Source organism: Roseicyclus amphidinii, from assembly GCF_030163755.1.
In the GTDB taxonomy this organism is placed as follows: Bacteria; Pseudomonadota; Alphaproteobacteria; order Rhodobacterales; family Rhodobacteraceae; genus Roseicyclus; species Roseicyclus amphidinii.
Genome location: NZ_JASJOE010000035.1, coordinates 1 through 21110 on the forward strand (window position 1 = coordinate 1; position 21110 = coordinate 21110).

Consider the following 21110-nt stretch of genomic DNA (forward strand, 5'->3'; position numbering starts at 1 on the left):
GGACCGGGCCGAAGGCCCGCGGCCCGCGGCCGGGCCCAACCGGCGCAGGCCGAAGGCCGAGCCGGGCGGGAGCGCCCCCTCACCCGCCCGCGAGGATCGCGGCGTAATGCGCAGGGTCCGCATTGCCGCCCGAGAGCGTGCAGATCACCGGGCCATCCACCAGCGCCGAGCCGTGAAACAGCGCCGCCGCCAACGCCACCGCCCCGCCCGGCTCCACCACCAGCTTCAGCCGCAACGCGGCCAGCCGCATCGCCTCCTTCACCTCTGCCTCGCTCACCACGATGCCGGGGCCGCACAGCCGCTTGAGCACCGGAAAGGTGATCTCGCCCGGCATCGGCGTCAGGATCGCGTCGCACAACCCCGCCTCGGGCGAGCCATGCCCCAGCCGCTCCCCCGCCGCGAGCGAACGCGCGGTGTCGTCGAAGCCCGCGGGCTCGACGGGCCGCACCACCACCCCCGGCGCGCGCGCCTCCAGCGCCAGCGCGATCCCCGCCGAAAGCCCGCCGCCGCCGCAGCAGGTCAGCACCGTGCCCGCCTCCACCCCCAGCGCCGCGGCCTGCGCCGCGATCTCCAGCCCGCAGGTCCCCTGCCCCGCGATGACCTGCACGTCGTCATAGGGCTTGATCAGGGTCATCCCCCGCTCAGTCATCAGCCGCTCGCCGATCGCCTCGCGCTTCTCGCCGCCCGCGCGGTCGTAGAGCACCACCTCCGCCCCCAGCGCGCGGGTGTTCTCGATCTTCAGCGCGGGCGCGTCGCGCGGCATGATGATGACCGAGGGCACGCCGTGCAGGGCCGCGGCCTGCGCCACGCCCTGCGCGTGGTTGCCCGAGGAATAGGCGATCACGCCCCGCGCCCGCGTCGCGTCATCCAGCGCCGAGACCGCAGACCAGCCGCCGCGGAACTTGAAACTGCCGGTGTGCTGCAGCACCTCGGCCTTGGCGAAGACGGGCCGCCCCGCGATCTCGTCAAGGAAGGGCGAGGAGAGAAGCGGGGTCTCCCGCACCACGCCCACGGCGCGGGCCGCGGCGGCTTCGATCAGGGCGATATCGGTCATTGCGCTTGCTCCAGCACGGTGTCGATGACGGCGAGCGCCTCGGGCTCGTCCAGAAAGGGCACATGGCCGCGGTCGGCCAGTTCGGCAAAGGCCATGTCGGGGCGGCGGCGGCGCATCTCGGCGGCTGTGTCCGCCGACAGGATGTTCGACCCCGCCCCCCGGATAAGGCCCAGGGGCGCGCCCGCCAAGGCGTCGAAGAGCGGCCAGAGGTCGGGCGCCACCGCATCCGGCGCAAAGGCCGGGGCCACCGCCTCGCGCAGGCGCGGGTCGTAGCGGTTCACCAGCCGCCCGCCCTCCTCCGCGAACAGGCGGCGCGCCATCGCCTCCCATGTCGCCGCGGGCACGTCGCGGAAGGCGGGGGCGTAGTGCCGGGGAAAGGCCGCGGCGGCCTCGGCCAGCGTGCGCGCCTTGGGCGGTTTCCCGAGGTAGTCCATGATATAGGCAAGGCCCTCAGGGCTAACCTCGGGGCCGATGTCGTTGAAGATCACGCCCGCGATCCGGTCGCGCGCCATCGCCGCCATGACCAGCGCCACCAGCCCGCCCCGCGAGGTGCCGAGGATCGTGACCCGCTCCAACCCGAGGTGGTCCAGCAGCGTCACCACGTCGGCCGCCTCGACCGGCACCTGGTAGGTCGCGGGGTCACCCCAGTCGGACGCGCCGCGCCCGCGGAAATCCATCCGGATCACCTGCGCGCGGCCCGCGATGGCGTCGACCACCGGCTCGAAATCCTCCATGTTGCGCGTCAGCCCCGGCAGGCACAGAAGCGGCGCGCCCGCGCCGGTCACGTCATAGGCCAGCTTCAGCCCGTCGGCCGATGTCACGAAGTCCACGCTCACACCCCCAGCATGCTTGGCACCGCCGTCAGGTCGGCGGCGATGTCCTGCGGCTTGCCCGGCAGCCGGTCCACCGGCAGGCCCGCCCGGTTCACCCAGAGCGTGCGGAACCCGTAGGCCGCGGCCCCGGCGATGTCCCATCCGTTCGACGAGACGAACAGCACCGCGTCGCGCGCACATCCGAACTGCGCGCCGACAAGGTCATAGACGCGGGCGTCGGGCTTGAAGGTGCCCACGCGCTCCACGCTCACGACCGCGTCCAGATGCGCGCCGATCCCCGCCGAGGCGACAGCCCCCTCCAGCATCGCGGGCGAGCCGTTCGACAGGATGCCGCAGGCCAGCCCCCCCGCCTTCAGCCGCGCCAGCATGCCGGGCACCTCCGGATAGGCCTCGAGCTGCCAGTAAAGACTCAGAAGCGCCTCCCGCAGTCCTGCATCCGCCAACCCCGCGCGCTCCAGCGCCCAGTCGAGCCCGTGCTCGGTCAGCTGCCAGAAATCGCAGTAGTCGCCCGTCACGGCGCGCAGCCAGGAGTATTCCAGCTGCTTCGCCCGCCAGTCCGCCGCCACCTGTTGCCAGACCGCGGCGAACCCCTCGCGGCCCGGTTCCCCCGCCAGCGCGCGCGCCGCGGCGCTGACGTCGAAGAGCGTGCCATATGCATCGAAGATGCAGGTCGTGATGCGCGTCATGTCCCCTCCCGGTTGCCCGCGGGCACCCTTGCACGGGCGGGCGCGCGCGACAATTCGTGTCGGCCCGGTTTCATCCCGGCCCCCGAACCCCTATAGTCGGTGCAGAGCCGCGGCAGACCAGACCACGCCGCAGAACCCATCTCCCCCACACAAAGGATACCCCATGACCCAGGCAACCGCCGGCAGCACCGTTTCGATTCACTACACCGGCACGCTCGCCGATGGCAGCACCTTCGACAGCTCCGAAGGCCGCGAGCCGCTGACCTTCGAGATGGGCGCGGGCCAGATCATCCCCGGCCTCGAGGCAGCCCTCGACGGCATGTCGGTGGGCGAAAGCAAGACCGTCACCATCCCCGCCGACCAGGCCTATGGCCCGCGCCGCGAAGAGGCGATGCAGCAGGTCCCGCGCGAGCATGTGCCCGATCACATCCCCCTCGACCTCGGCACGCAGCTTCAGGTGCAGACCCCCGATGGCCAGGCGATGCCGGTGACCGTGGCCGAGGTGACCGACGCCCATGTCACGCTGGACGCCAATCACCCGCTGGCGGGCAAGGACCTGACCTTTGCCGTCGAGATGGTGAAGGTCGCCTGAGCGGCGACGGAACGACCTCGCCTGCATCCGGTCACCGGGTGCGGGCGGACCCCGCCCGCGCGACGGCGCGCGGCACGACAGGGAAACCGCCCGCGCGCGGGCCGGTCACATGTTCTCGGGCTGCTGCATGCCCAGAACGTGATAGCCGCCGTCGACGGTCACGATCTCGCCCGTCGTGCAGGCCCCGTAATCGGAACAGAGATAGACCGCCGTGCCGCCCACCGCCTCGAGCGTCGCGTTGGCGCGCAAGGGCGCGTTCGCCTCGGTCGTCTTGAAGGTCTTGCGCGCACCGCCGATGGCGGCACCCGCCAGCGTCTTCATCGGCCCCGGCGAGATCGCGTTGACGCGGATCTGCTGCGGCCCGAGATCGTTGGCAAGGTAGCGCACCGAGGATTCCAGCGCCGCCTTGGCCACGCCCATCACGTTGTAGAAGGGCGTCACCCGGTTCGACCCCTGGTAGGTCATCGTGATCAGCGACCCGCCCTCGGGCATCAGCTCGGAGGCGCGCTTGGCCACGTCGATGAAGGAATAACAGCTGATTGTCAGCGAGTTGCGGAAATTCTCGCGCGTGGTGTTGATGAAGCGCCCGGTCAGTTCATTCTTGTCGGAATAGGCGATGGCATGGACCACGAAATCGAGGGTGCCCCACCGATCCTTGAGCGTGGCGAAACAGGCGTCCATGCTGGCGTCGTCCATCACGTCGACATCGACGAGCAGGTCCGAGCCGAGCGAGGCCGCCAGCGGCTCCACCCGTTTTCCGAAGGCCTCGCCCTGGTAGGAGAAGGCCAGCTCCGCCCCCTCGGCATGCAGGGCCCTTGCGATGCCCCACGCGATCGAGCGGTCATTTGCGACCCCCATCACAAGGCCGCGCTTGCCCGCCATCAAATTCGCCATCGTCGTGTTACCCGGTAAAACGGCTGAGCAGCATCGATCCGTTGGTGCCGCCGAAGCCAAATGAATTGGTCATGACCGTGTCAAGGCCCGCACCCTCGCGCAGGCTGGTTGCGATCTCGTCCGGGGAAAGCGCCGGATCGAGGGTTTCGACATTGATCGAGGGCGCGATGAAATCGCCCTTGAGCATGAGGAGGCAGAAAATCGCCTCCAGCGCGCCGGCGGCGCCCTGGGCGTGGCCGGTCATCGACTTGGTGGATGAAATCGGGGGTGTGGTGCCTTCGCCGAAGACGCGGCGGACGGCCTGCACCTCGCCCACGTCGCCGACGGGGGTCGAGGTGCCATGGGCGTTGATGTAATCCACGCGGCGGTCTTCGGGCAGCGTCTGCAGCGCCAGCCGCATGGCCCGCTCGCCGCCCTCGCCGCTCGGCGCGACCATGTCGTGCCCGTCCGAGGTGGCGGCGAAGCCCGTCACTTCGGCCAGGATGTTCGCGCCGCGCGCCTGCGCATGCTCCAGCGCCTCGAGCACCACGATGCCGCCGCCGCCCGCGATGACGAAGCCGTCGCGCCCCGCATCGAAGGCGCGCGACGCATTCTGCGGCGTGTCGTTGTATTTCGACGACATCGCCCCCATCGCGTCGAAGAGGCAGGACAGCGTCCAGTCCAGCTCCTCCGCCCCGCCCGCGAACATGACGTCCTGCTTGCCCAGCATGATCTGTTCCGCCGCCACCCCGATACAGTGCAGCGAGGTCGAGCAGGCAGAGGTTATCGAATAGTTAACGCCCTTGATCCTGTAGGCGGTCGCAAGGTTCGCACTGATCGTGGAGGACATGCATTTGGGCACCGCGAAGGGGCCGATGCGCTTGGTTCCGCCCGATTTCAGCACCGTCTGGTGGGCTGCGAACATGGCGGAGGTAGACGGCCCGCCCGAGCCCGCGATCAGGCCCGTGCGCTCATTGACGATCTCGGCCTCGGTCAGGCCGGATTGCGCGATGGCCTGCCCCATGGCGATATGGGCATAGGCCGCGCCCGGCCCCATGAAGCGCAACGCGCGCTTGTCGATATGCTCGGCCGGGTCGATCTTGAGCGTGCCCGCGATCTGGCTGCGGAAGCCGTGCTCGACCATGTCGGGATGGGTCTCGATCCCCGACCGGCCCGCGCGCAGGCTTTCGGTCACCTCCTCGGCCGAGTTCCCGATGGGCGAGACGATCCCCAGTCCTGTGATGACGACGCGGCGCATGCGGCCTCCCTATCGTTGGTCCGGGCCTGTTTATGGAAGCACAGGCCCTGACGCAAGCGGGTGGTCCGGAGGCAGCCTTGCGCGGCCGTGAAGGGCACTCAGCTCTCGCTCAGCGCGACCTTCATGTCCTTCACCTGGTAGATCACCTCGCCATCGGCCTCGACGATGCCGTCGGCCACGCCCATGGTCAGGCGGCGGGTCTGGATCGCCTTGGTGAAATCCACCTTGTAGGTCAGCATCTTGCGGTCCGGCCGCACCATGCCCGTCAGCTTCACCTCGCCCACGCCAAGCGCATAGCCCCGCCCCGTCCAGCCGCGCCAGCCGAGGTTGAAGCCCGTCAGCTGCCAAAGCCCGTCAAGGCCGAGGCAGCCGGGCATGATCGGGTTGCCGGGGAAGTGGCAGGAGAAGAACCACAGGTCGGGCGTGATGTCGAACTCGGCCACCACATGCCCCTTGCCATGCGCGCCGCCATCGCCCGAAATCTCGGTGATGCGGTCCATCATCAGCATCGGCGGTTCGGGCAATTGCGCGTTGCCGGGGCCGAAAAGCTCGCCGCGGGCGCAGGCCAGCAGCGCCTCCTTGTCGAAGGATGTCGGATAGTCTGCCATGTCCCCCCGCAGGTGTTGGTCGCTCGCGCCCTCCAGCGCCGGACCGGTCTACCACCCTGCAAGACCGCGGCGCAAGGGCGCGGCAAAGCGGCGCTTTGAGATTGAAACGCAAGGGCATTGCGCCCTATATTGCGGTGATACCCGGAGAAAGACGCCCACCATGACCCCCGAAGCCCTCGAACGCGGCAAAAGCTGGCTCGCCACCGCCGACCTGCGGCCGACGCGGCAGCGCCTTGCGCTGGCGGCGCTTCTGGTGGGCGACGGGCAGAACCGGCACGTCACCGCAGAAGGGCTGCACGATGCTGTCCTGTCGACGGGGGACCGGGTGTCGCTGGCGACCGTCTACAACACGCTCAAGGCGTTCTGCGACGCGGGCCTGATGCAGGAAGTCACGGTCGACGGCAGCCGCAGCTACTTCGACACGCGGATGGACGACCACCCGCATTTTCACTTCGAGGAAAGCGGCCGGTTGACCGACGCGCCCGCGGGCGGTCTGGATATCCGGGCCCTGCCCGACGTGCCCGAAGGCTACGAGATCGCCAAGCTCGACGTCGTCATCCGGCTCCGCAAGAAGCAGTGAAGGCGCGCATCGCGGCGGGGATCGTGGCCGCCGGAAGTCTGCTTTGCGCCCTCGCCCTCGCCGTTGCTGTCTTCCAAGGATACTGGCGTCACCGCGCCTGCTTCGACGAAAACGGGCGCTGCTTCGTCCCCGAGGACGGCGCAGTCCATAGCGCCGACAGCCTCTTCCTTGCCCCGCTGGCCTTGGTCTTCGGCATCCTCTGCATCGCCGCATCCCGCTACGCCGCCCGCCGCTAGGCCCTCTTTCGCCGCAACGCGGCACCCGGCGACCCTTTCACACTAGCCAAACAGGGGCAGAGCCTGTAACGGCTCGCCCAACCCTCAGATTCCCCGAAAAGGCCTACCATGGACCTCCGCAACATTGCGATCATCGCGCATGTCGACCACGGCAAGACGACGCTGGTCGACAACCTCCTGAAGCAATCCGGCGCTTTCCGCGAAAATCAGGCCGTGGCCGAGCGCGCGATGGACAGCAACGACCTCGAGCGCGAGCGCGGGATCACCATCCTGGCCAAGGCCACCTCGGTCGAATGGAAGGGCACGCGCATCAACATCGTCGACACCCCCGGCCACGCCGATTTCGGCGGCGAGGTCGAGCGCATCCTCTCGATGGTCGATGGCGTGGTGCTGTTGGTGGATGCCGCCGAAGGGCCGATGCCGCAGACCAAGTTCGTGACCTCCAAGGCGCTGGCCCTCGGGCTGCGCCCCATCGTGGTGCTGAACAAGGTCGACAAGCCCGACGCCGAACCCGACCGCGCGCTGGACGAGGTCTTCGACCTCTTCGCCGCCCTCGACGCGGACGAGCAGCAGCTCGACTTCCCGCATCTCTACGCCTCGGGCCGCGCCGGCTGGGCCGACACCGAGCTGGACGGTCCGCGCAAGGACCTCGGGGCGCTTTTCGACCTCGTGGTCGCCCACGTGCCCGCGCCCAAGCAACTCGCGCGCGCAGCCGAGCCCTTCCAGATGCTCGCCACCACGCTGGGCGCCGACCCCTTCATCGGCCGCATCCTGACCGGCCGGGTCGAGGCCGGGCGCCTCAAGACCGGCGAGACGATCAAGGCGCTCTCGCGCACCGGCGAACGGATCGAACAGTTCCGCGTGACCAAGATCCTCGCCTTCCGCGGCCTCGGCCAGCAGCCCATCGACGAGGCCGTCGCGGGCGATATCGTGACACTCGCGGGCATGTCCAAGGCCACCGTGGCCGACACGCTCTGCGACACCTCGGTCGATACGCCGATCCCGGCACAACCGATTGATCCGCCAACGATTTCCGTCACCTTCGGCATCAACGACAGCCCGCTTGCGGGCCGCGACGGCAAGAAGGTGCAATCGCGCGTGATCCGCGAGCGCCTGATGAAGGAGGCGGAAAGCAACGTCGCCATCCGCGTCACCGACACCCCCGGCGGCGAGGCCTTCGAGGTCGCGGGCCGCGGCGAATTGCAGATGGGCGTTCTCATCGAGAACATGCGCCGCGAGGGCTTCGAACTCAGCATCTCCCGCCCGCAGGTCATCCTGCGCGAAGAGAACGGCCAGACGGTCGAACCCATCGAAGAGGTCACGATCGACGTCGATGACGACTACACCGGCGCCGTGATCGAGAAGCTGACCGGCCCCCGCCGCGGCGACCTGGTCGAGATGAAACCGGCGGGCACCGGCAAGACCCGGATCGTGGCCCATGTCCCCTCGCGCGGGCTGATCGGCTACCATGGCGAATTCATGACCGACACCCGCGGCTCGGGCGTGCTCAACCGCGTCTTCCACTCCTGGGAGCCCCACAAGGGCCCGATCCCCGGCCGCCGCGCGGGCGTTCTGATCTCGATGGAAAACGGGCAGGCCGTGGCCTATGCGCTCTTCAACCTCGAGGATCGCGGCCGCATGTTCATCGGCGCGCAGACCGATGTCTACGAGGGCATGATCATCGGCGAACACAGCCGGGACAACGACCTCGAGGTGAACCCGCTCAAGGGCAAGAAGCTTACCAACATCCGCGCCTCCGGCACGGACGAGGCGGTGCGCCTGACCACGCCGATCACCCTGTCGCTGGAAGAGGCCATCGCCTATATCGATGATGACGAGCTGGTCGAGGTCACACCCAACGCGATCCGCCTGCGCAAGCGCTTCCTCGACCCGCACGAGCGCAAGCGGCAGTCCCGCGCCAGCGCCTGAGGCCATCCCGACCGCATCGAACAAGCCGCGCCCGAAACGGGACGCGGCTTTTTCATGTCAACGACTTGTAGGCCGATCTTCAAGCATCGCTTGAAGATGATCCCGCGCTTGGCAAAAGCTGGTCCATCCGCATCGAAGGCTGGTCGCAGCCCGCCTCGCCCACGATCCGCGCCGGCACGCCCGCCACCGTCTTGCAGGCCGGCACCTCGGCCAGAACGACCGACCCCGCCGCGATGCGCGAGCAATTGCCGACCCGGATATTGCCCAGCACCTTGGCCCCCGCCCCGATCAGCACACCGTCGCCGATCTTGGGGTGGCGGTCTTCCTCTTCCTTGCCGGTGCCGCCCAGCGTCACCGAATGCAGCATCGACACGTTGTCGCCCACCACCGCCGTCTCGCCCACCACGATGGAATGGGCGTGGTCGATCATGATCCCCTTGCCGATCCGCGCGGCGGGGTGAATGTCGACGCCGAACACCTCGGACACGCGCATCTGGATGAAATAGGCAAAATCGCGCCGCCCCTGCGTCCACAGCCAATGACCCAGGCGATAGGCCTGAACCGCCTGGAATCCCTTGAAGAACAGCAAGGGCTGGATGTAGCGGTGGCAGGCCGGGTCACGGTCATAGACCGCCATGATATCGGCCCGCGCCGCCGCCCCCAGCGTCGCATCCGCGCCATAGGCCTCGTCGGCGATCTCGCGCAGCAACTGCTCCGACATCTCGCCCGAGGCCAGCTTCTGCGCCAGCCGATAGGCCAGCGCCTTTTCCAGCGTGTCGTGGTGCAGGATACAGCCATGAATCAGCCCGCCCAGAAGCGGCTCGTCGCGCACGGCGGTCTCCGCCTCCTCGAGGATGCGCTGCCAGACCGGGTCAAGCCCGGCCAGTTTCCGTTGCAGTTTCGCCATGGCACAACCCTCCGGTCCTCTCGGCCCCTACACCTACCCCAGATAGGCGCGTGGGTCCATCAAGGAAGGCCCGGCGTCACGGAAAGGTCAGACCGGCGCAGGCAGGCTCACCTCGGCATAATGCACGATCAGCCGCACCGCGCCCCCGGCGAACACCCCGCCCACCGCCGTGATCTGAAGCGCCGTGGGGGCCCAGTAGACCACCGGTGCCGCCGGCCCGTTGACCCAGGAATTCAGCGCCAGCCCCAGCCCGGTGCCGAACCGCCCCGCATCGCCCTGCACGCCCAGGCTCCAGGTCGTGGCGCTTCCCGTGATCGCCGTGATCACGCGGCCCGTCACCCCGAACAGCAGTGCGCGCGAGGGGATGACCACCGGCGTCGCCACCGTGCTGCCCGCGCTCAAGGTCACATCGAACTCGTATGATTTCAACGACATGGCCGCCCCCGAGGGGCTCAACGTCACCGCCCCCGCGCGCCAGTCGGACCCGTCCCAGATCGCCGCCTCGCCGGTGTCGAGCACAAAGGCCCGCCACCCGCGCTGCGGCGGCACGAAGACCCAGCCGCCCGCCACCCGCAAGGCAAGCTTGCCGTCCTGCCCGGCCCAGGCGTTCACCGCGCCGGGCGGCACCGCGTAAAGCTCCCCCTCCGGCGCGGCGAGCGGCGGGGTGACGACGCCCACCGACGCCAAGGTCAGATGCGTCAGCCCGTCGAGGCGCAACAACGCCTCGTTCACGGTCACGTGTTTCTGCGCCTGCGCCGGCGCCAGAAGCGGAAGGGACATGCGTGCTGTGTCAGTCATCGATCTCGATCCTCGCAAACGACCCCGGTCCGACCCGGTCGGACAGTTGGGCAACCTCGATGGTAAAGGGCGTGCCGGGCGCATCCGCGCTCCGCATCGCCGCGGTGTAGGTGAAACCGGGCGCGCCAAGGGTCTCCTCGCGCAGCACGCCGCCCGCATCCCGGACGCGCAGCAGGTAGACCTCCGAGGTCTCGCCCAGCGGCACCTCGATCCCCTCCCAACTGTCCCCGTCGATCCGCGTCCGACGGACCCAAGCGACCTGCAGGTCACCCCCATCCACCGCAACCCTCAGATGCGCCGGCGCATAGGGTCTCAGGCCAACGCCCTGAAACGCCAACACCTTTTCGACGTAACTCGGGTCGTCCACGCTGCGCCGCGCAGGCCCCACGCGGTAATGCCGCGCCAGCCCGCGCGCCGAAACCGGCAGCTCGATCTGCCCCGGCGCGCCGTCGAGCAGCACGAAGACGCTGCCCTCCGGCCAGACCTCCGGCATCACGCCATCCGTCCCCTGCTGGCCGCGCAGGCGCAGGCCGATCTCCCACAGCCCATCGCCCACCAGCGTGGCACCAGCGAACTGGATCACCTCCCAGTCGCCATCCCCGCCGCTCCCGATCGCGGCGACATTGGCACCGTTCAGCACCGCCTCGGCCTCCGTGGCGGCCAGCTGCCCCGCCGCAATCCGCACGCGCAGCGGCCCCGACCGGTCCCAAACCCCCGGCACGGCTGCGAAAAGCGGCGTCTCCAACGTGCCCATCACCGCCCGCCGCTCGATCAGCCGGTTCAGCACGAACCCGTCCGGCCCCGGCGCGGCGTAAACCGCCACCGACCCCGGCCAAGGCGTCGCCGTCACCGCCAGGTGCGGGGCGTGCTCCACCTCCGCCCCCGTCAACAACGGCAGGTCCATGAACACCGCACCCACCCGAACCGGCGCCACGAAGCCCGCGACCTGCGCCAGCTCCTCCACCGCCTCCGACGGCGCGAAGACCGAGGGTTCGACCCGCACCGCCTCCACCGCGCGCGCGCCCCGGTCCTCGACCCGGTCGATCCGCCAGGTCGACCCGTCGCCCAGCGCCACCAAAGCCCCCGCGCCCAAGCCCCGCCGCGAGGGCGGCAGCGAGAACCGCAGCTGATCACGCGCCACGCGCGCCTCGGCCAGCCAGCGCTCGGCCACCGCCTGCCCCTCCGGCCCGGTCAGCGCAAGCGGCAGGTCCGAGGCCGAAACCCCATCCGCCCCGTCGCCGGGAAAGACCGCATCGGCCACCCGGTCCCCGTATTCCGCCTCCGCCGCGACGAAGCCCAACCGCACGCGGCCCGTCACCTCGGCCTCTGCCGCCCTCACCTCCGACAGTCCGCCCTGCCCCTCCTCGTTCAGCGCGGTCTCGCCCGGGTCGATCACCGCCGAGGCGCGCTCGGGCAAGGGCAGGAACACCAGCCGCCCCTCCCGCTCCACCGCCTGAAAGCCATAGGCCACCATCAGCGCCTGCAACCGCGCCCGCGCGCTTTCCGTCTCGCCCGACAGGTGCCCGCGCACCAATCCGAACAGCGCCGAGACATCGTACTCCGTCACCCCCGCCGTCTCGCACAGCTCGGCCACCACCTGGTCCAGCGGGGCGGCGTCGATCCGGCCCGTGATCCAATGCCCCAGCCGCCAGTTCGCGCCATCCGACCACCGCTCCCGATCATTGGGAAAGGCCGGCCAGGGCCGCGCATCCCAGGCCCAGGCATGGGCGTGGTCCAGCTCTAGCATCGGGCCGCCGTAAACCTCCGACACCGGGTTGTTCGCGGGGTCCTGCCAATAGGCCATCACCGCGCGCAGGTATTGCGCCTGCACCAGGTCATCGCGCCGCCCGTTCGAATGGCGCGGCAGCCCGCTTTCCGAGCTTTTCGGATCGAAGAACCGGTTCGGCTCGTTCGGCCCCTTGTCCACCGCACCGCAGCCGAATTCGGTAAAGCGGATCGGCTTCGACCGCGGCACCCATGGCGAGGTGACCTGCAACGGCATGCCCCCCCGCCGCTCGACATGCGGCGAGGACCACCAGCCGCGCAAGTCCTTGTACCGATAGAGAAACGCATCCCCCTCGCCCGAGGGTTCGAAGACCTGCGCCGCCCGCGTCAGAACGCCCCCGTCCTGCGACGGCCACGGCCCCGAGGGTTCGCCCACGACGAAACCGCCCGCCGCGCGCAGCCACCCGCCCTGGTCGCTGCCGGACCAGACGCCGCCTTCCAGCGGGCCGCCCCCGCTCGTCTCCGCCTCGCCGCGCAAGCGCCCGTCGATCCAGAGCCTGACACGCCCCGGCGCTGCCGGGCGCAGCTCCCACATCACCTCGTGCATCCGCCCGTCGAAGGGCAGCTCCGAAACGGGCAGGTCCAACACCGCCGTCACAGCGTCCGAGCCGGTCATGGCCACCCCGCCATCGCCCGCCCGCAGCCGCAGCACCGCCCCCCCCTCGCGCAGCCCCAGCGACGCCCCCGTGCCCGAGGCCCCATGCTCCCAAAGCACGCCCTCCACCGGCACCTCGGGCAGGCGCACCATGCCGTGAAACACCGCCGTCGCCTGCCGCACGGCCAGGTCCGACGCGAAGGCCCCCGTGGCACCGGGCGCGACCGTTTCCAGCGCCTCGGTCACGCGCCAGCCGGGCACGCCCGCCGCGATCGGCTCCCGCCGCTGCGCCGCCCGCGCCTCCTCGGTCGGGTAATACCAGTCGAAGCCCTCCCCGCCCTCGATGTTCGCGGCGAGATAGGCGGGATCATGGATCGCGCCCCAGCCCGCATCCGCGTGGTCCAGCCCCTCGCGCCAGTCGCTCAAGGGCATGTAATTGTCGATGCCGATGAAATCGATCTCCTCATCCGCCCAAAGCGGATCGAGGTGGAAATACACGTCCCCCGAGCCATCCTGCGGCTGGTAGCCGAAATACTCCGACCAATCCGCAGCATAGCTCAGCTTGGCCTCGGGAAGGAGCGCCCGCACCTCGGCCGCCAGCGCCCGCAGCCGCGCCACCGCCGGAAAGCCGACCCCGTCGCGCATCTGCGTAAGCCCGCGCATCTCGGACCCGATGCAGAAGGCATCGACACCCCCCGCCGCCGCGCACAAGGCCGCGGCATGCAGGATGAACCGCGCATAGCTCCATTCCTCGGGCCCGCTGTAGCTGACCGCCCCCGGCGTCACCGTGAAATCCCCTGCCGTGACCGTCCCGAAGAACGCATCGACGGCCAAGGCATTGGCCGACGTGCCGTCCGGGCTTCCGGGCTGGCCCGGCGCCAAGTCCCCCGTGATCCGCCCGCGCCAGGGCAGCGCCGCCTGCTCCGCACCGCCGTAAGGGTCCGGCAATCCGTTGCCCGAGAGCACCTCCATCAACAGGAAGGGGTAAACCATCACCTCCTGCCCGCCCGCGCGGATCGCCTCGATCGCCTCGATCACCGAGGCATCCGCCGGCGTCCCGCCATAGACCGGCCGCCCGTCCACGCGCGCCAGCTCCTCGGCCTCGGCCCGCGCGATCCCGCCCGCGGTCCAGGGCATCTCCACCCCGTCGCGGTCCCGGTGCTCGACCTTGGGCTTCACCCGGCACTGCCCCGCGCGCAGGTCATCGCCGAACCACGAATAGATCACGCTGACCGACCGCAGGTTCGGCAGGCTGTCGCGCATCTGCGCCAGCGCCAGCGCCGCATCCGTCCCACCCGCACCGCTGCTGGTGTTCAGCGCCTGCCGCGCGCCAAGGCCCTGTTCGGCCGTCACCGGCCGCATCGCCAGCGCGTATTCCCCCGTCCCCGGCATCAGCGCCACAGCGCGCACCGCCTCCGCCGCCGCGGGCAGCATCTCGCGCGCGGGCTGCGCCGGGCGCACCACCTCGAAGGCGAACTGCGGCACCCGGTTGCCGAAGGGCGTCAGGTCCAGGTCCTCGAACACGACATAGGCGATGCCCCGATAGGCCGGCACCTGCCCCGCGCCCTCCACCGCCTCCATCAGCGGATCGGGCATCTGGTCCCCGGTCCCGCGATAGACCCGCATCGTGACCGTGCCCTGGTCAAGCTCGACCCCGTCCGCCCAGATACGGCCCACCCGCCGGATCTCGCCCTCGCAGAGCGCAATGGCCAAGCTCACCGAATAGGCATAAGTCGTCGTCTTCGGCTGCGGCGGCGCGCCCTTGCCGCCCCCCGTCGTGCTGGTGCTCTCGACGAAGCGCGTCGCCCAGATCACCTGCCCGCCCAGCCGCATCCGCCCGAACAGCTGCGCCACCGGCGCGCCCTCGCCCGCCTGCGTCAGGCGGAACCGGTCGATGCGGCCCCGCTCCACCGGCTCCGAGCCCGCGCCCAGCAACCGCTGGTCGATCACCCGGCCCAGCGTCGCGCCCACCGCGCGGCCCACCACCGCGCCCGTCAGGCCCAACACCGTGCCCGAACTCATGCCACCGATGGCCGCACCCGCGGCCGAAAGCAGGATCGTCGCCATGCCGTTACATCCTTTCCGGAAACGCGAAGCGCGCCACGATCCGCCGCGCCCAGGGCGGCGTCAGCGCGTTTTCCACAACCCCATGCCCCGAATAGGCATGGATGAACCGCGGCGCGGGGCCCGCCACGGATTGCAGCCCCAGATGCTTGGCCACCCCGCCATCGCGCATCCGGAACAGGATCACGTCGCCCGGCATGGCCTCGGCCAGGGGCCGCGCCACGAGATGCCGCCGCGCCGCCTGCCACAGCCGCTCCTCACCCGAGGTCTCGGACCAATCCGCCGTGTAGGCGGGCACCGGCGCGGGCTCCTGCCCATACAGATCGCGCCACACCCCGCGCAGCAGCCCGAGGCAATCACACCCCGCGCCGCGGCAACTCGCCTGGTGCACGTAGGGCGTGCCCAGCCAGCCCCGCGCGGCCTCCACCACCGCGCTCATCGCCGGCTCCCACCGTCCCGCGCAGACACACGGGACGGATGCGCCACCATCCAATCCTCGCCCGGCAGATCGGGAAAGCCGCGGAAATTCAGCAGGTTGCCGAACTTCAACCGACAGGTCTCCATCCGCTTGTCGCAGCCCGCGGTGATCCTGACACGATCCCCCACGGCCAGCTCGGCCCGCACCCGGTCCCACAGCTCCACGCGCCTCAGCCCGCCCTCGGGCCGGTCGATCTTGATCGCCCCCTCCAGCCCCGCGGCGACCCCGTCCAGCACCACGCAACGCCCGCGCTCGAACCAGCGCGGCTCGAACGCCTCGAGCCCGTCCAGCCACAACACCCGCGCCTCCTCCAGCGCGGCAATCGACACCTCCGCCGAATAGCCCGCCGCCAACAGGTCCACGCCACAGGCCCCGTCCCCCAGCACCGCCGAACAGCTGCGCTGGTAGACCCGGCCCGTCGCCACGTTCATCCGCTCGGCCAGCCCGCGCAGCTCGGCGGTAAAGGCTCCGCCCGCCCGCGTCAGCTCGCCCAGCGAGCCGCGGAACTGCAGCACCCGGTTCTCGGGCGCGGCCCATTGCACCAGCCACGCCTCCACCGCCGCGCCGTCATAGCGGCCCGCCGCGATATCCGCCTCGGTGATCGCCGCGTCGCTGAGCGCGCCCACCGCCTCGGTATTGTCCACCGACAGGCCCGTGGTCTGCATCAGCGCAGCCGCCGACAAGCCGCTCTCGGGGCGAAACTCGACCCCCTCGAAGCTCAAGGCCCGGTCATGGTCGGTGAAGCCGAAAGCCACGCCATCCGCGCGCACCAGCTTCCAGCAGCGGCAGACCCCCGTCGCACCGCTGGCCAGGTGGGCGTCCAGCCCCGCCACCCCGCTCACAGCCGGATCTCCACGACCGGCACCTCGGGCACCTCGCCCGCGTGGAAACTGGCGACCGAGGTCTGGATGATATCCGTGTCGAACCGCACCGGCACGTCGAACTCGAACCCCGCCGTGATGACCTCGCCCGCGTCGGGCGGCTCGGCAAAACGCACCTCGCCCGACGTCACGTCCAGCTCGAAATCCACGCCCAGCACTTGCTCGTCGCCGGTGATGCCCACCAGCACGCTCCCCTCGACCGGCTTGGCCACGGGCCGCACGTAGACATGCCCGCCCGAGCGGTAACTCTTCGACAGCCCGAACACCCGCCGCACTCCGTCCGCGACCGCGATCTCCTGGTCCCGGAAACCGGGCGTGCCCGAGGGCGCGCAGCTCTTGAAATCCGACCAGTCCTTCCAGCGGAACCCGTAAAGCTGCCCGCGCCGCGCCTCGAAGAAGGCGATCAGCACCGCGATATCGTCGAGCGAGCGCAGCGACACCCCCGCGTCATAGCGCCTGCGCGACTGCGCCCAGGGGGTGTTGCGCTCCTCGAACCCGTTGGTCAGCGCCACCACCTCCGTGCGCCGCTCCGGCCCCCCGACCGAGCCGAAGCTCAGGTTGGCGGGGAAACGAACCTCGTGAAATCCCATGTCCCTGCCCCCTCAGCGGTTGCGCTGCCCGCGCGCCAGAACCCGGCCCATCTGGGCCGCGATCTGCGTCTGGCTGCGCTGGAAACCCTGCACATCGGGCGTCGTGATGTTCATCACCACATGCACCGGCCCGGCCCCGCCCGCCGCAGCAACGCCCAGCCGCCCGTCAGGCCCGCGGCGCAGCGGCATGATCGCCTCCGGCCCCGCCTCGCCCATCAGCCCCATGCCGCCCCGCATCGGGAACGGCGTCGGCCCCTGCACCACGCCCCCCCGCGCAAAGGGCATCACCCGCCCCTGCGAGATCGCGCCGCCCTTCTGGAACGGCAGGATGCCGCTGACCAACCCGTTGATCCCGTTGGCGATAAATCCGCCCACGGCGTTCTGCACCGGCCGCATCGCGGTGTTGTAGGCCGCGTCCACCATGCTCCGCGCCACCGTCCGGAGCGCATCCGACAGCCGCATCCCGTCGAACACCACACCGTCAAAGGCGCGCCGCAAGCCGCCCCCGATCGCGCGGCTCATCCCCTGAACCTCGCGCCCGGTATAAAGCATCGTCTCCTGCATCCCCCGCAGCTCCGCCTGGAAGGCCGCTGCCATGCTGGTCGCCCCGGCAAGGCTCACCTCCAGCTCGGCGATCTGCGCCTCCAGCGCGTCCATGCCGTCATCCGTCTCGGCCATCGCCGCTCTCCTTCATGGTCACATCGGGAAACCGGGCCGCCAGCGCCTCCAGCCGGTCGCGCCCCATCGGGGCGGCACCCTCGCCCTCGCCCAGCATCATCAGCAATTCCGCGGGCGTCAGCGCCCAGAAGACCGCGGGCGCAAGCCCCAGCCCCTGCAGCCCCGCCCGCATCAGCGCGGGCCAGTCGAAGCCGCCCGCGCTCATTCCGGCACCCGGAACGCCAGCGCCAGAAGCCGCGCGGCCACCCGCGCCGCCTCCAGCGGGCCGCCCTCGATCTCGGCCGACAGAAGGTCGGGCAGGTCGCCCTCCCATCCCCCGCCTCTCAGCCCCGCGCAGACCAGCATCAGCACGTCGCGCGCCCGCAGGGCGTCGCCCTCGAAGCGCGCCACGAGATCCGCCAGGCTCTCCGCCTCCAGCCGCGCCTCCAGCTCGGCCAAGGCACCCAGCGTCAGCTTCGCGCGGTGCCGCACGCCATCGACGACCAGCACCACCTCGCCCGCCCAGGGGTTCGCACCTGCAGCCATGCCTCAGATCGCCGTGAAGACCAGCGCGCCGGCCGAGGCCATCGACATCTCGTAGGTCGCCTCGCCGTCATGCGTCCCCGCGTATTCGATCGCCGTGATCTGGAACGCCCCCTCCACGATGCCGAAATCCGGGATCACCACCTGGAACCCCGGCGTCGCCCCGTCGAAGAAGATCTGCCGCGCGCGCTCGTCCGTCGCCGCGTCCCGGAAGATGCCCGAGCCCGAGATCGCCGCCGATTTCACGCCGGCACCCGCCAGCAGCTCGCGCCAGCCGCCCGCGGACTCGAGGCTCGTCACATCCACCTGTTCCGCGTTGAAGCTCAGCCGCGTCGCGCGCAGCCCCGCCATCGTCTCGAACACGCCGTTCCCGTCCATGTCGACCTTCACCAAAAGGTCCTTGCCGCTCTGCGCCGCCATACCGTTCTCCAATATTGTCAGTCAGTTGCCAGACGACGCTCACGCGTCCTGATCCACCCGCGCGCGAAACCACAGCTCGATCTCCCGCCCGCCATCCACCCGGCGGGCACGCGCCCGCTGAAAGGCCATGCTCACCAGCCGCCCCCGCGACAGGGCCAGGTCGGCCCCGTCCAACGCGTCCGAGATCGCCGCCGCCAGCGCCTTCGCGCCCGCGAAACCCGCGCCCTCGCTCACCACCGTGACCGGGAACAGGTGCACCGCACCCCCCGCCGTGCCGTCCCCGGCCTCGCGCACACGCTCGGGGCCCAGCGCCACGTAAAGCGACGGCAAGGGCCCCGGCGGCAGCGCGTCATGGATCGCGCCCCCCGACAGCGCGGCCACCGCCGCATCGCCGGTCAACGCCGCGAAAACCGCCGCCTGCAGGGCGGCCGAACTGCCGTAGCTCATCGCCCCACCTCCTCGACCGCGAAACAGGTCAGTGTGCGGCCCGTCGCGTCGCTCTCATGCACCGCCTCGATCCGGTAGAGCCGCGCGCCCTCGCGGAACCGCATCGCCGCCGTGGGCCGCGCCTCGGCCCCCACGGGCACCGCGCGCATGGTGATCTTCAGCTGAAGCCGTGCCGCCGCATCCACCTCGCGCCCCGCGCCGCGCAGCTCGACCGCGGCCCAGATGTGACCCAAGGCGACCCAGGTTTCGCTGAAACCGCCCGCGCCATCGGCAACCCGCTCGGGGGCCTCCAGCACCAGCCGTCGGGTCATCGCGGGGCCGCTCATGCCCCCGCCCCCCGCAGCCGCAAGGGCCGGTGCGGCTCCAGCAGGACCGAGACCGAGAACGGGATGCCCGTCTGCGCCGCCATCTCCTGCCCCCAGAACTCGCCCGCCAGGATCAGCACGGCCTGCTTCAGATCCGCCGGAAGTCCCGCCCAGTCGCTTGCGAACCCGGCGGTGAACTCCACCTCGATCGTGCCCCCCTGGCTGGGCGAGGGCAGCGACCGCCCCGCCGCCGCCAGGACCGGCCGGTGCCGGTCGGCGCGCAGCTCGTAGACCTCGGGCGCGACCAGCGTCTCGGCACCCGCCCGCGTGATCAGCTTCACGCTGTCGACCGACACCACCGGCGCCAGCGGCAGGACATGCGCCTCGGGGTCGTGCCAGGCCATCAGCGTCAGCGCGAAACGGCGCGAAAACAACGCCTTGCCGATGCGCGCCTCGATTGCCGACAAGGCCGCCCGCAACCCGCTCTCGAGCGAGGCATCCTGACTGCCGTCATCGCTGAACCCGCGGGCCAGCCGCAGATGCTCGGCCAGCTCGCTCACCGGCAAGCTCGCGCCGGGCACCGAGGTCAATTCGACCATCATCATGGGAAATTCTCCGAAATCCTGCCGTGTGGGGATGTGGGACGGCACGCCGCCCGCGCTGCTCGAGCGGAGAGACGCGCAGCCGGATCGCGCACGGCGCACCGCCCCGCCCGCCCCGCATCCCGAAGGGCGACGGGGCGGGCATCTGCCTGTCTGTCGCGTCCCGTCAGGACAGGCCGAACTTCATCAGCTTGATCGCCGCATAGTCCGAGATCGCCCCGCCGACGCGCTTGGTGGCATAGAACAGCACATGCGGCTTGGCGCTGAACGGGTCACGCAGAACGCGCAGCTCGGGGCGCTCCGCGATGGTGTAGCCCGCGCCGAAATCGCCAAAGGCGATGGCCGTCGCATCCACCGCGATATCGGGCATGTCCTCGGCGATCAGCACCGGGTAGCCCATCAGCCGCGCCGGTTCCCCCGCCGCCAGCCCGTCCGACCACAGGAAGCGGCCATCGGCATCCTTCATCTTGCGCACCGCGCCCGCGGTCTTGGAATTCATCACGAAGGTCGCATTCGCGCGGTAACGCGCGTCCAGCGCATAGACCAGGTCGACGATGGCATCCGCAGGGTTGGTCGCGTCGAAATCGCCCGCCGTGCCGGTCGCCACGTAGCCCAGCGTGCCCCAGCCCCACATCGCATTGGGCAGCGCCATGCCGCTCAGCAGGCCCACGGGCTTGCCCGACCCGTCACCGTTGATGAAGGCATCCGCCTCCGATCGGGCGAACTTGTCCGCGATGCGGCCCGCCAGCCAGCCCTCGACGTCGAAGGCCGCGTCATCCAGCAGCCGCTGCGAGGCCTTGGGCATCGCCGACAGCTCGTGCAGCGGGATCGAGATGCGCTCGATCTGCGGCGCGGCGGTCTCGCCCGTGTCCGTCACCTCGTCCGCCCAGCCCGCGCCGGTGTCCGTCGTGTCGATCAGCACGTCGAAGGACGTGGCCTCGACCTGCACCACGTTGGCCACCGCCCTCAGGCTCGAGCCCGAGCGCAGCACCGACTGGATCGTCGCCGCCGTCTGCGGATCGACAAGATAGCCGCCCTCGGCATTCACCGCCGTGTTCAGGCCCTTGTGCTCGATCTCGAGCCCGCGCAGCGCGTCGTCGTCGCCGTTGCGCAGATAGGTCGCCAGCGCCTTCTTGTGCGGCGCGCCGCGGTCGGTCTCGGCCGACAGCGCCGGGCGTGCATGGGTCATGGTCTTGGTGGTCAGCATGGCAATACGCTCTTCCTGCTTTTGATACTTTGCATTCATATCGTCCTGGAACCGGCTGAATTCGCTCAGGAACCCGCCAAGGGCCTCCGTCACGTCGTCAATCGGGGCCTGGGCCGAACGGGGCTTGTCCGCCGCCCCGGATCGGGTCTCGGTCATCTCCATCACCTTCGATCTGGTTGGTT

General features: G+C 70.3%; 24 protein-coding genes and 1 pseudogene. 4 read left to right on the plus strand and 21 right to left on the minus strand.

The features are described 5' to 3' along the window. Nucleotides 1–79: 79 nt before the first annotated feature. From QQK83_RS12250 to QQK83_RS12260, 3 genes are read right to left on the minus strand one after another with little or no spacing between them, the layout of a single operon-like run. Nucleotides 80–1054 carry a threonine ammonia-lyase gene (locus QQK83_RS12250; protein WP_284264600.1) on the minus strand — a complete coding sequence of 325 codons (975 nt, stop codon included), beginning with the start codon at nt 1052–1054 and terminating at the stop codon, nt 80–82. After that, nucleotides 1051–1884: an alpha/beta fold hydrolase gene (locus tag QQK83_RS12255; protein ID WP_284264602.1), complete on the minus strand. Its 834-nt coding sequence runs from the start codon at nt 1882–1884 to the stop codon at nt 1051–1053. The genes QQK83_RS12250 and QQK83_RS12255 overlap by 4 nt, the downstream gene beginning before the upstream one ends. A 2-nt stretch (nt 1885–1886) precedes the next feature. Next, on the minus strand, nt 1887–2573 hold the full coding sequence (locus tag QQK83_RS12260; protein ID WP_284264604.1) for a haloacid dehalogenase type II: 687 nt from the start codon (nt 2571–2573) through the stop codon (nt 1887–1889). A gap of 163 nt (nt 2574–2736) precedes the next feature. Between QQK83_RS12260 and QQK83_RS12265 the strand changes: the two genes are divergently transcribed. Further along, nucleotides 2737–3165, plus strand: coding sequence for an FKBP-type peptidyl-prolyl cis-trans isomerase (locus QQK83_RS12265; RefSeq protein ID WP_284264606.1), 429 nt, complete (start codon nt 2737–2739; stop codon nt 3163–3165). A 105-nt stretch (nt 3166–3270) separates the two neighbouring features. Here QQK83_RS12265 and QQK83_RS12270 read toward each other — a convergent pair whose 3' ends face one another. The 3 genes from QQK83_RS12270 to fabA form a co-directional block, all read right to left on the minus strand. Next, entirely contained in the window at nt 3271–4059 is a 789-nt protein-coding gene (locus tag QQK83_RS12270; RefSeq protein ID WP_284264607.1) for an enoyl-ACP reductase FabI, read from the minus strand. A 7-nt stretch (nt 4060–4066) separates the two neighbouring features. Next, the gene (locus QQK83_RS12275) at nt 4067–5296 is read right to left on the minus strand and encodes a beta-ketoacyl-ACP synthase II (RefSeq protein ID WP_284264609.1); all 1230 of its coding nucleotides are present in this window, start codon (nt 5294–5296) and stop codon (nt 4067–4069) included. Nucleotides 5297–5394: 98 nt separating this feature from the next. Beyond that, on the minus strand, nt 5395–5904 hold the full coding sequence (fabA, locus tag QQK83_RS12280) for a bifunctional 3-hydroxydecanoyl-ACP dehydratase/trans-2-decenoyl-ACP isomerase (RefSeq protein ID WP_284264612.1): 510 nt from the start codon (nt 5902–5904) through the stop codon (nt 5395–5397). A 160-nt stretch (nt 5905–6064) separates the two neighbouring features. Here fabA and irrA point away from each other — a divergent pair, with 160 nt between their 5' ends. The 3 genes from irrA (at nt 6065) to typA (ending at nt 8649) form a co-directional block, all read left to right on the plus strand. Further along, nucleotides 6065–6484 carry an iron response transcriptional regulator IrrA gene (irrA, locus tag QQK83_RS12285; RefSeq protein ID WP_284264614.1) on the plus strand — a complete coding sequence of 140 codons (420 nt, stop codon included), beginning with the start codon at nt 6065–6067 and terminating at the stop codon, nt 6482–6484. After that, the gene (locus QQK83_RS12290; protein ID WP_284264616.1) at nt 6481–6720 is read left to right on the plus strand and encodes a hypothetical protein; all 240 of its coding nucleotides are present in this window, start codon (nt 6481–6483) and stop codon (nt 6718–6720) included. Before irrA ends, QQK83_RS12290 begins: the two co-directional genes overlap by 4 nt. 108 nt (nt 6721–6828) lie before the next feature. Continuing rightward, a complete protein-coding gene (gene typA / locus QQK83_RS12295) occupies nt 6829–8649 on the plus strand; it encodes a translational GTPase TypA (RefSeq protein WP_284264618.1) in 1821 nt (606 codons plus the stop codon). Nucleotides 8650–8728: 79 nt separating this feature from the next. Here typA and cysE read toward each other — a convergent pair whose 3' ends face one another. The 15 genes and pseudogenes from cysE to QQK83_RS12365 all read right to left on the minus strand — a co-directional run bounded on the left by cysE (nt 8729) and on the right by QQK83_RS12365 (nt 21090). Continuing rightward, a complete protein-coding gene (cysE, locus tag QQK83_RS12300; RefSeq protein WP_284264620.1) occupies nt 8729–9556 on the minus strand; it encodes a serine O-acetyltransferase in 828 nt (275 codons plus the stop codon). 87 nt (nt 9557–9643) lie between these two features. After that, the gene (locus QQK83_RS12305; RefSeq protein WP_284264622.1) at nt 9644–10354 is read right to left on the minus strand and encodes a DUF2793 domain-containing protein; all 711 of its coding nucleotides are present in this window, start codon (nt 10352–10354) and stop codon (nt 9644–9646) included. Beyond that, entirely contained in the window at nt 10347–12887 is a 2541-nt protein-coding gene (locus QQK83_RS19410) for a baseplate multidomain protein megatron (protein ID WP_417750350.1), read from the minus strand. The genes QQK83_RS12305 and QQK83_RS19410 overlap by 8 nt, the downstream gene beginning before the upstream one ends. A gap of 105 nt (nt 12888–12992) precedes the next feature. Beyond that, nucleotides 12993–14801: pseudogene (locus tag QQK83_RS19415) on the minus strand (baseplate multidomain protein megatron); the annotation flags it as partial. Nucleotides 14802–14805: 4 nt separating this feature from the next. After that, complete coding sequence (locus tag QQK83_RS12315) at nt 14806–15237, minus strand: NlpC/P60 family protein (protein WP_284264624.1); 432 nt, start codon at nt 15235–15237, stop codon at nt 14806–14808. Beyond that, complete coding sequence (locus QQK83_RS12320; protein ID WP_284264626.1) at nt 15234–16118, minus strand: DUF2163 domain-containing protein; 885 nt, start codon at nt 16116–16118, stop codon at nt 15234–15236. The genes QQK83_RS12315 and QQK83_RS12320 overlap by 4 nt, the downstream gene beginning before the upstream one ends. Next, nucleotides 16115–16747 (minus strand): DUF2460 domain-containing protein, encoded by a 633-nt coding sequence (locus QQK83_RS12325; protein WP_284264628.1) that lies wholly within the window; start codon nt 16745–16747, stop codon nt 16115–16117. The genes QQK83_RS12320 and QQK83_RS12325 overlap by 4 nt, the downstream gene beginning before the upstream one ends. A 12-nt stretch (nt 16748–16759) precedes the next feature. Beyond that, complete coding sequence (locus QQK83_RS12330) at nt 16760–17425, minus strand: phage tail tape measure protein (RefSeq protein ID WP_284264630.1); 666 nt, start codon at nt 17423–17425, stop codon at nt 16760–16762. After that, the gene (locus QQK83_RS12335; protein WP_284264632.1) at nt 17409–17630 is read right to left on the minus strand and encodes a rcc01693 family protein; all 222 of its coding nucleotides are present in this window, start codon (nt 17628–17630) and stop codon (nt 17409–17411) included. Before QQK83_RS12335 ends, QQK83_RS12330 begins: the two co-directional genes overlap by 17 nt. Continuing rightward, complete coding sequence (locus tag QQK83_RS12340) at nt 17627–17950, minus strand: gene transfer agent family protein (RefSeq protein WP_284264634.1); 324 nt, start codon at nt 17948–17950, stop codon at nt 17627–17629. Before QQK83_RS12340 ends, QQK83_RS12335 begins: the two co-directional genes overlap by 4 nt. Before the next feature lie 3 nt (nt 17951–17953). Further along, nucleotides 17954–18367: a phage major tail protein, TP901-1 family gene (locus QQK83_RS12345; protein WP_284264636.1), complete on the minus strand. Its 414-nt coding sequence runs from the start codon at nt 18365–18367 to the stop codon at nt 17954–17956. A 39-nt stretch (nt 18368–18406) separates the two neighbouring features. Then, nucleotides 18407–18814 carry a DUF3168 domain-containing protein gene (locus QQK83_RS12350; RefSeq protein WP_284264638.1) on the minus strand — a complete coding sequence of 136 codons (408 nt, stop codon included), beginning with the start codon at nt 18812–18814 and terminating at the stop codon, nt 18407–18409. Continuing rightward, complete coding sequence (locus QQK83_RS12355; RefSeq protein ID WP_417750348.1) at nt 18811–19140, minus strand: phage head closure protein; 330 nt, start codon at nt 19138–19140, stop codon at nt 18811–18813. The genes QQK83_RS12350 and QQK83_RS12355 overlap by 4 nt, the downstream gene beginning before the upstream one ends. After that, nucleotides 19137–19724 carry a head-tail connector protein gene (locus QQK83_RS12360; protein WP_284264642.1) on the minus strand — a complete coding sequence of 196 codons (588 nt, stop codon included), beginning with the start codon at nt 19722–19724 and terminating at the stop codon, nt 19137–19139. The genes QQK83_RS12355 and QQK83_RS12360 overlap by 4 nt, the downstream gene beginning before the upstream one ends. A gap of 163 nt (nt 19725–19887) precedes the next feature. Further along, entirely contained in the window at nt 19888–21090 is a 1203-nt protein-coding gene (locus QQK83_RS12365) for a phage major capsid protein (protein ID WP_417750349.1), read from the minus strand. Between the last annotated feature and the right edge of the window lie 20 nt (nt 21091–21110).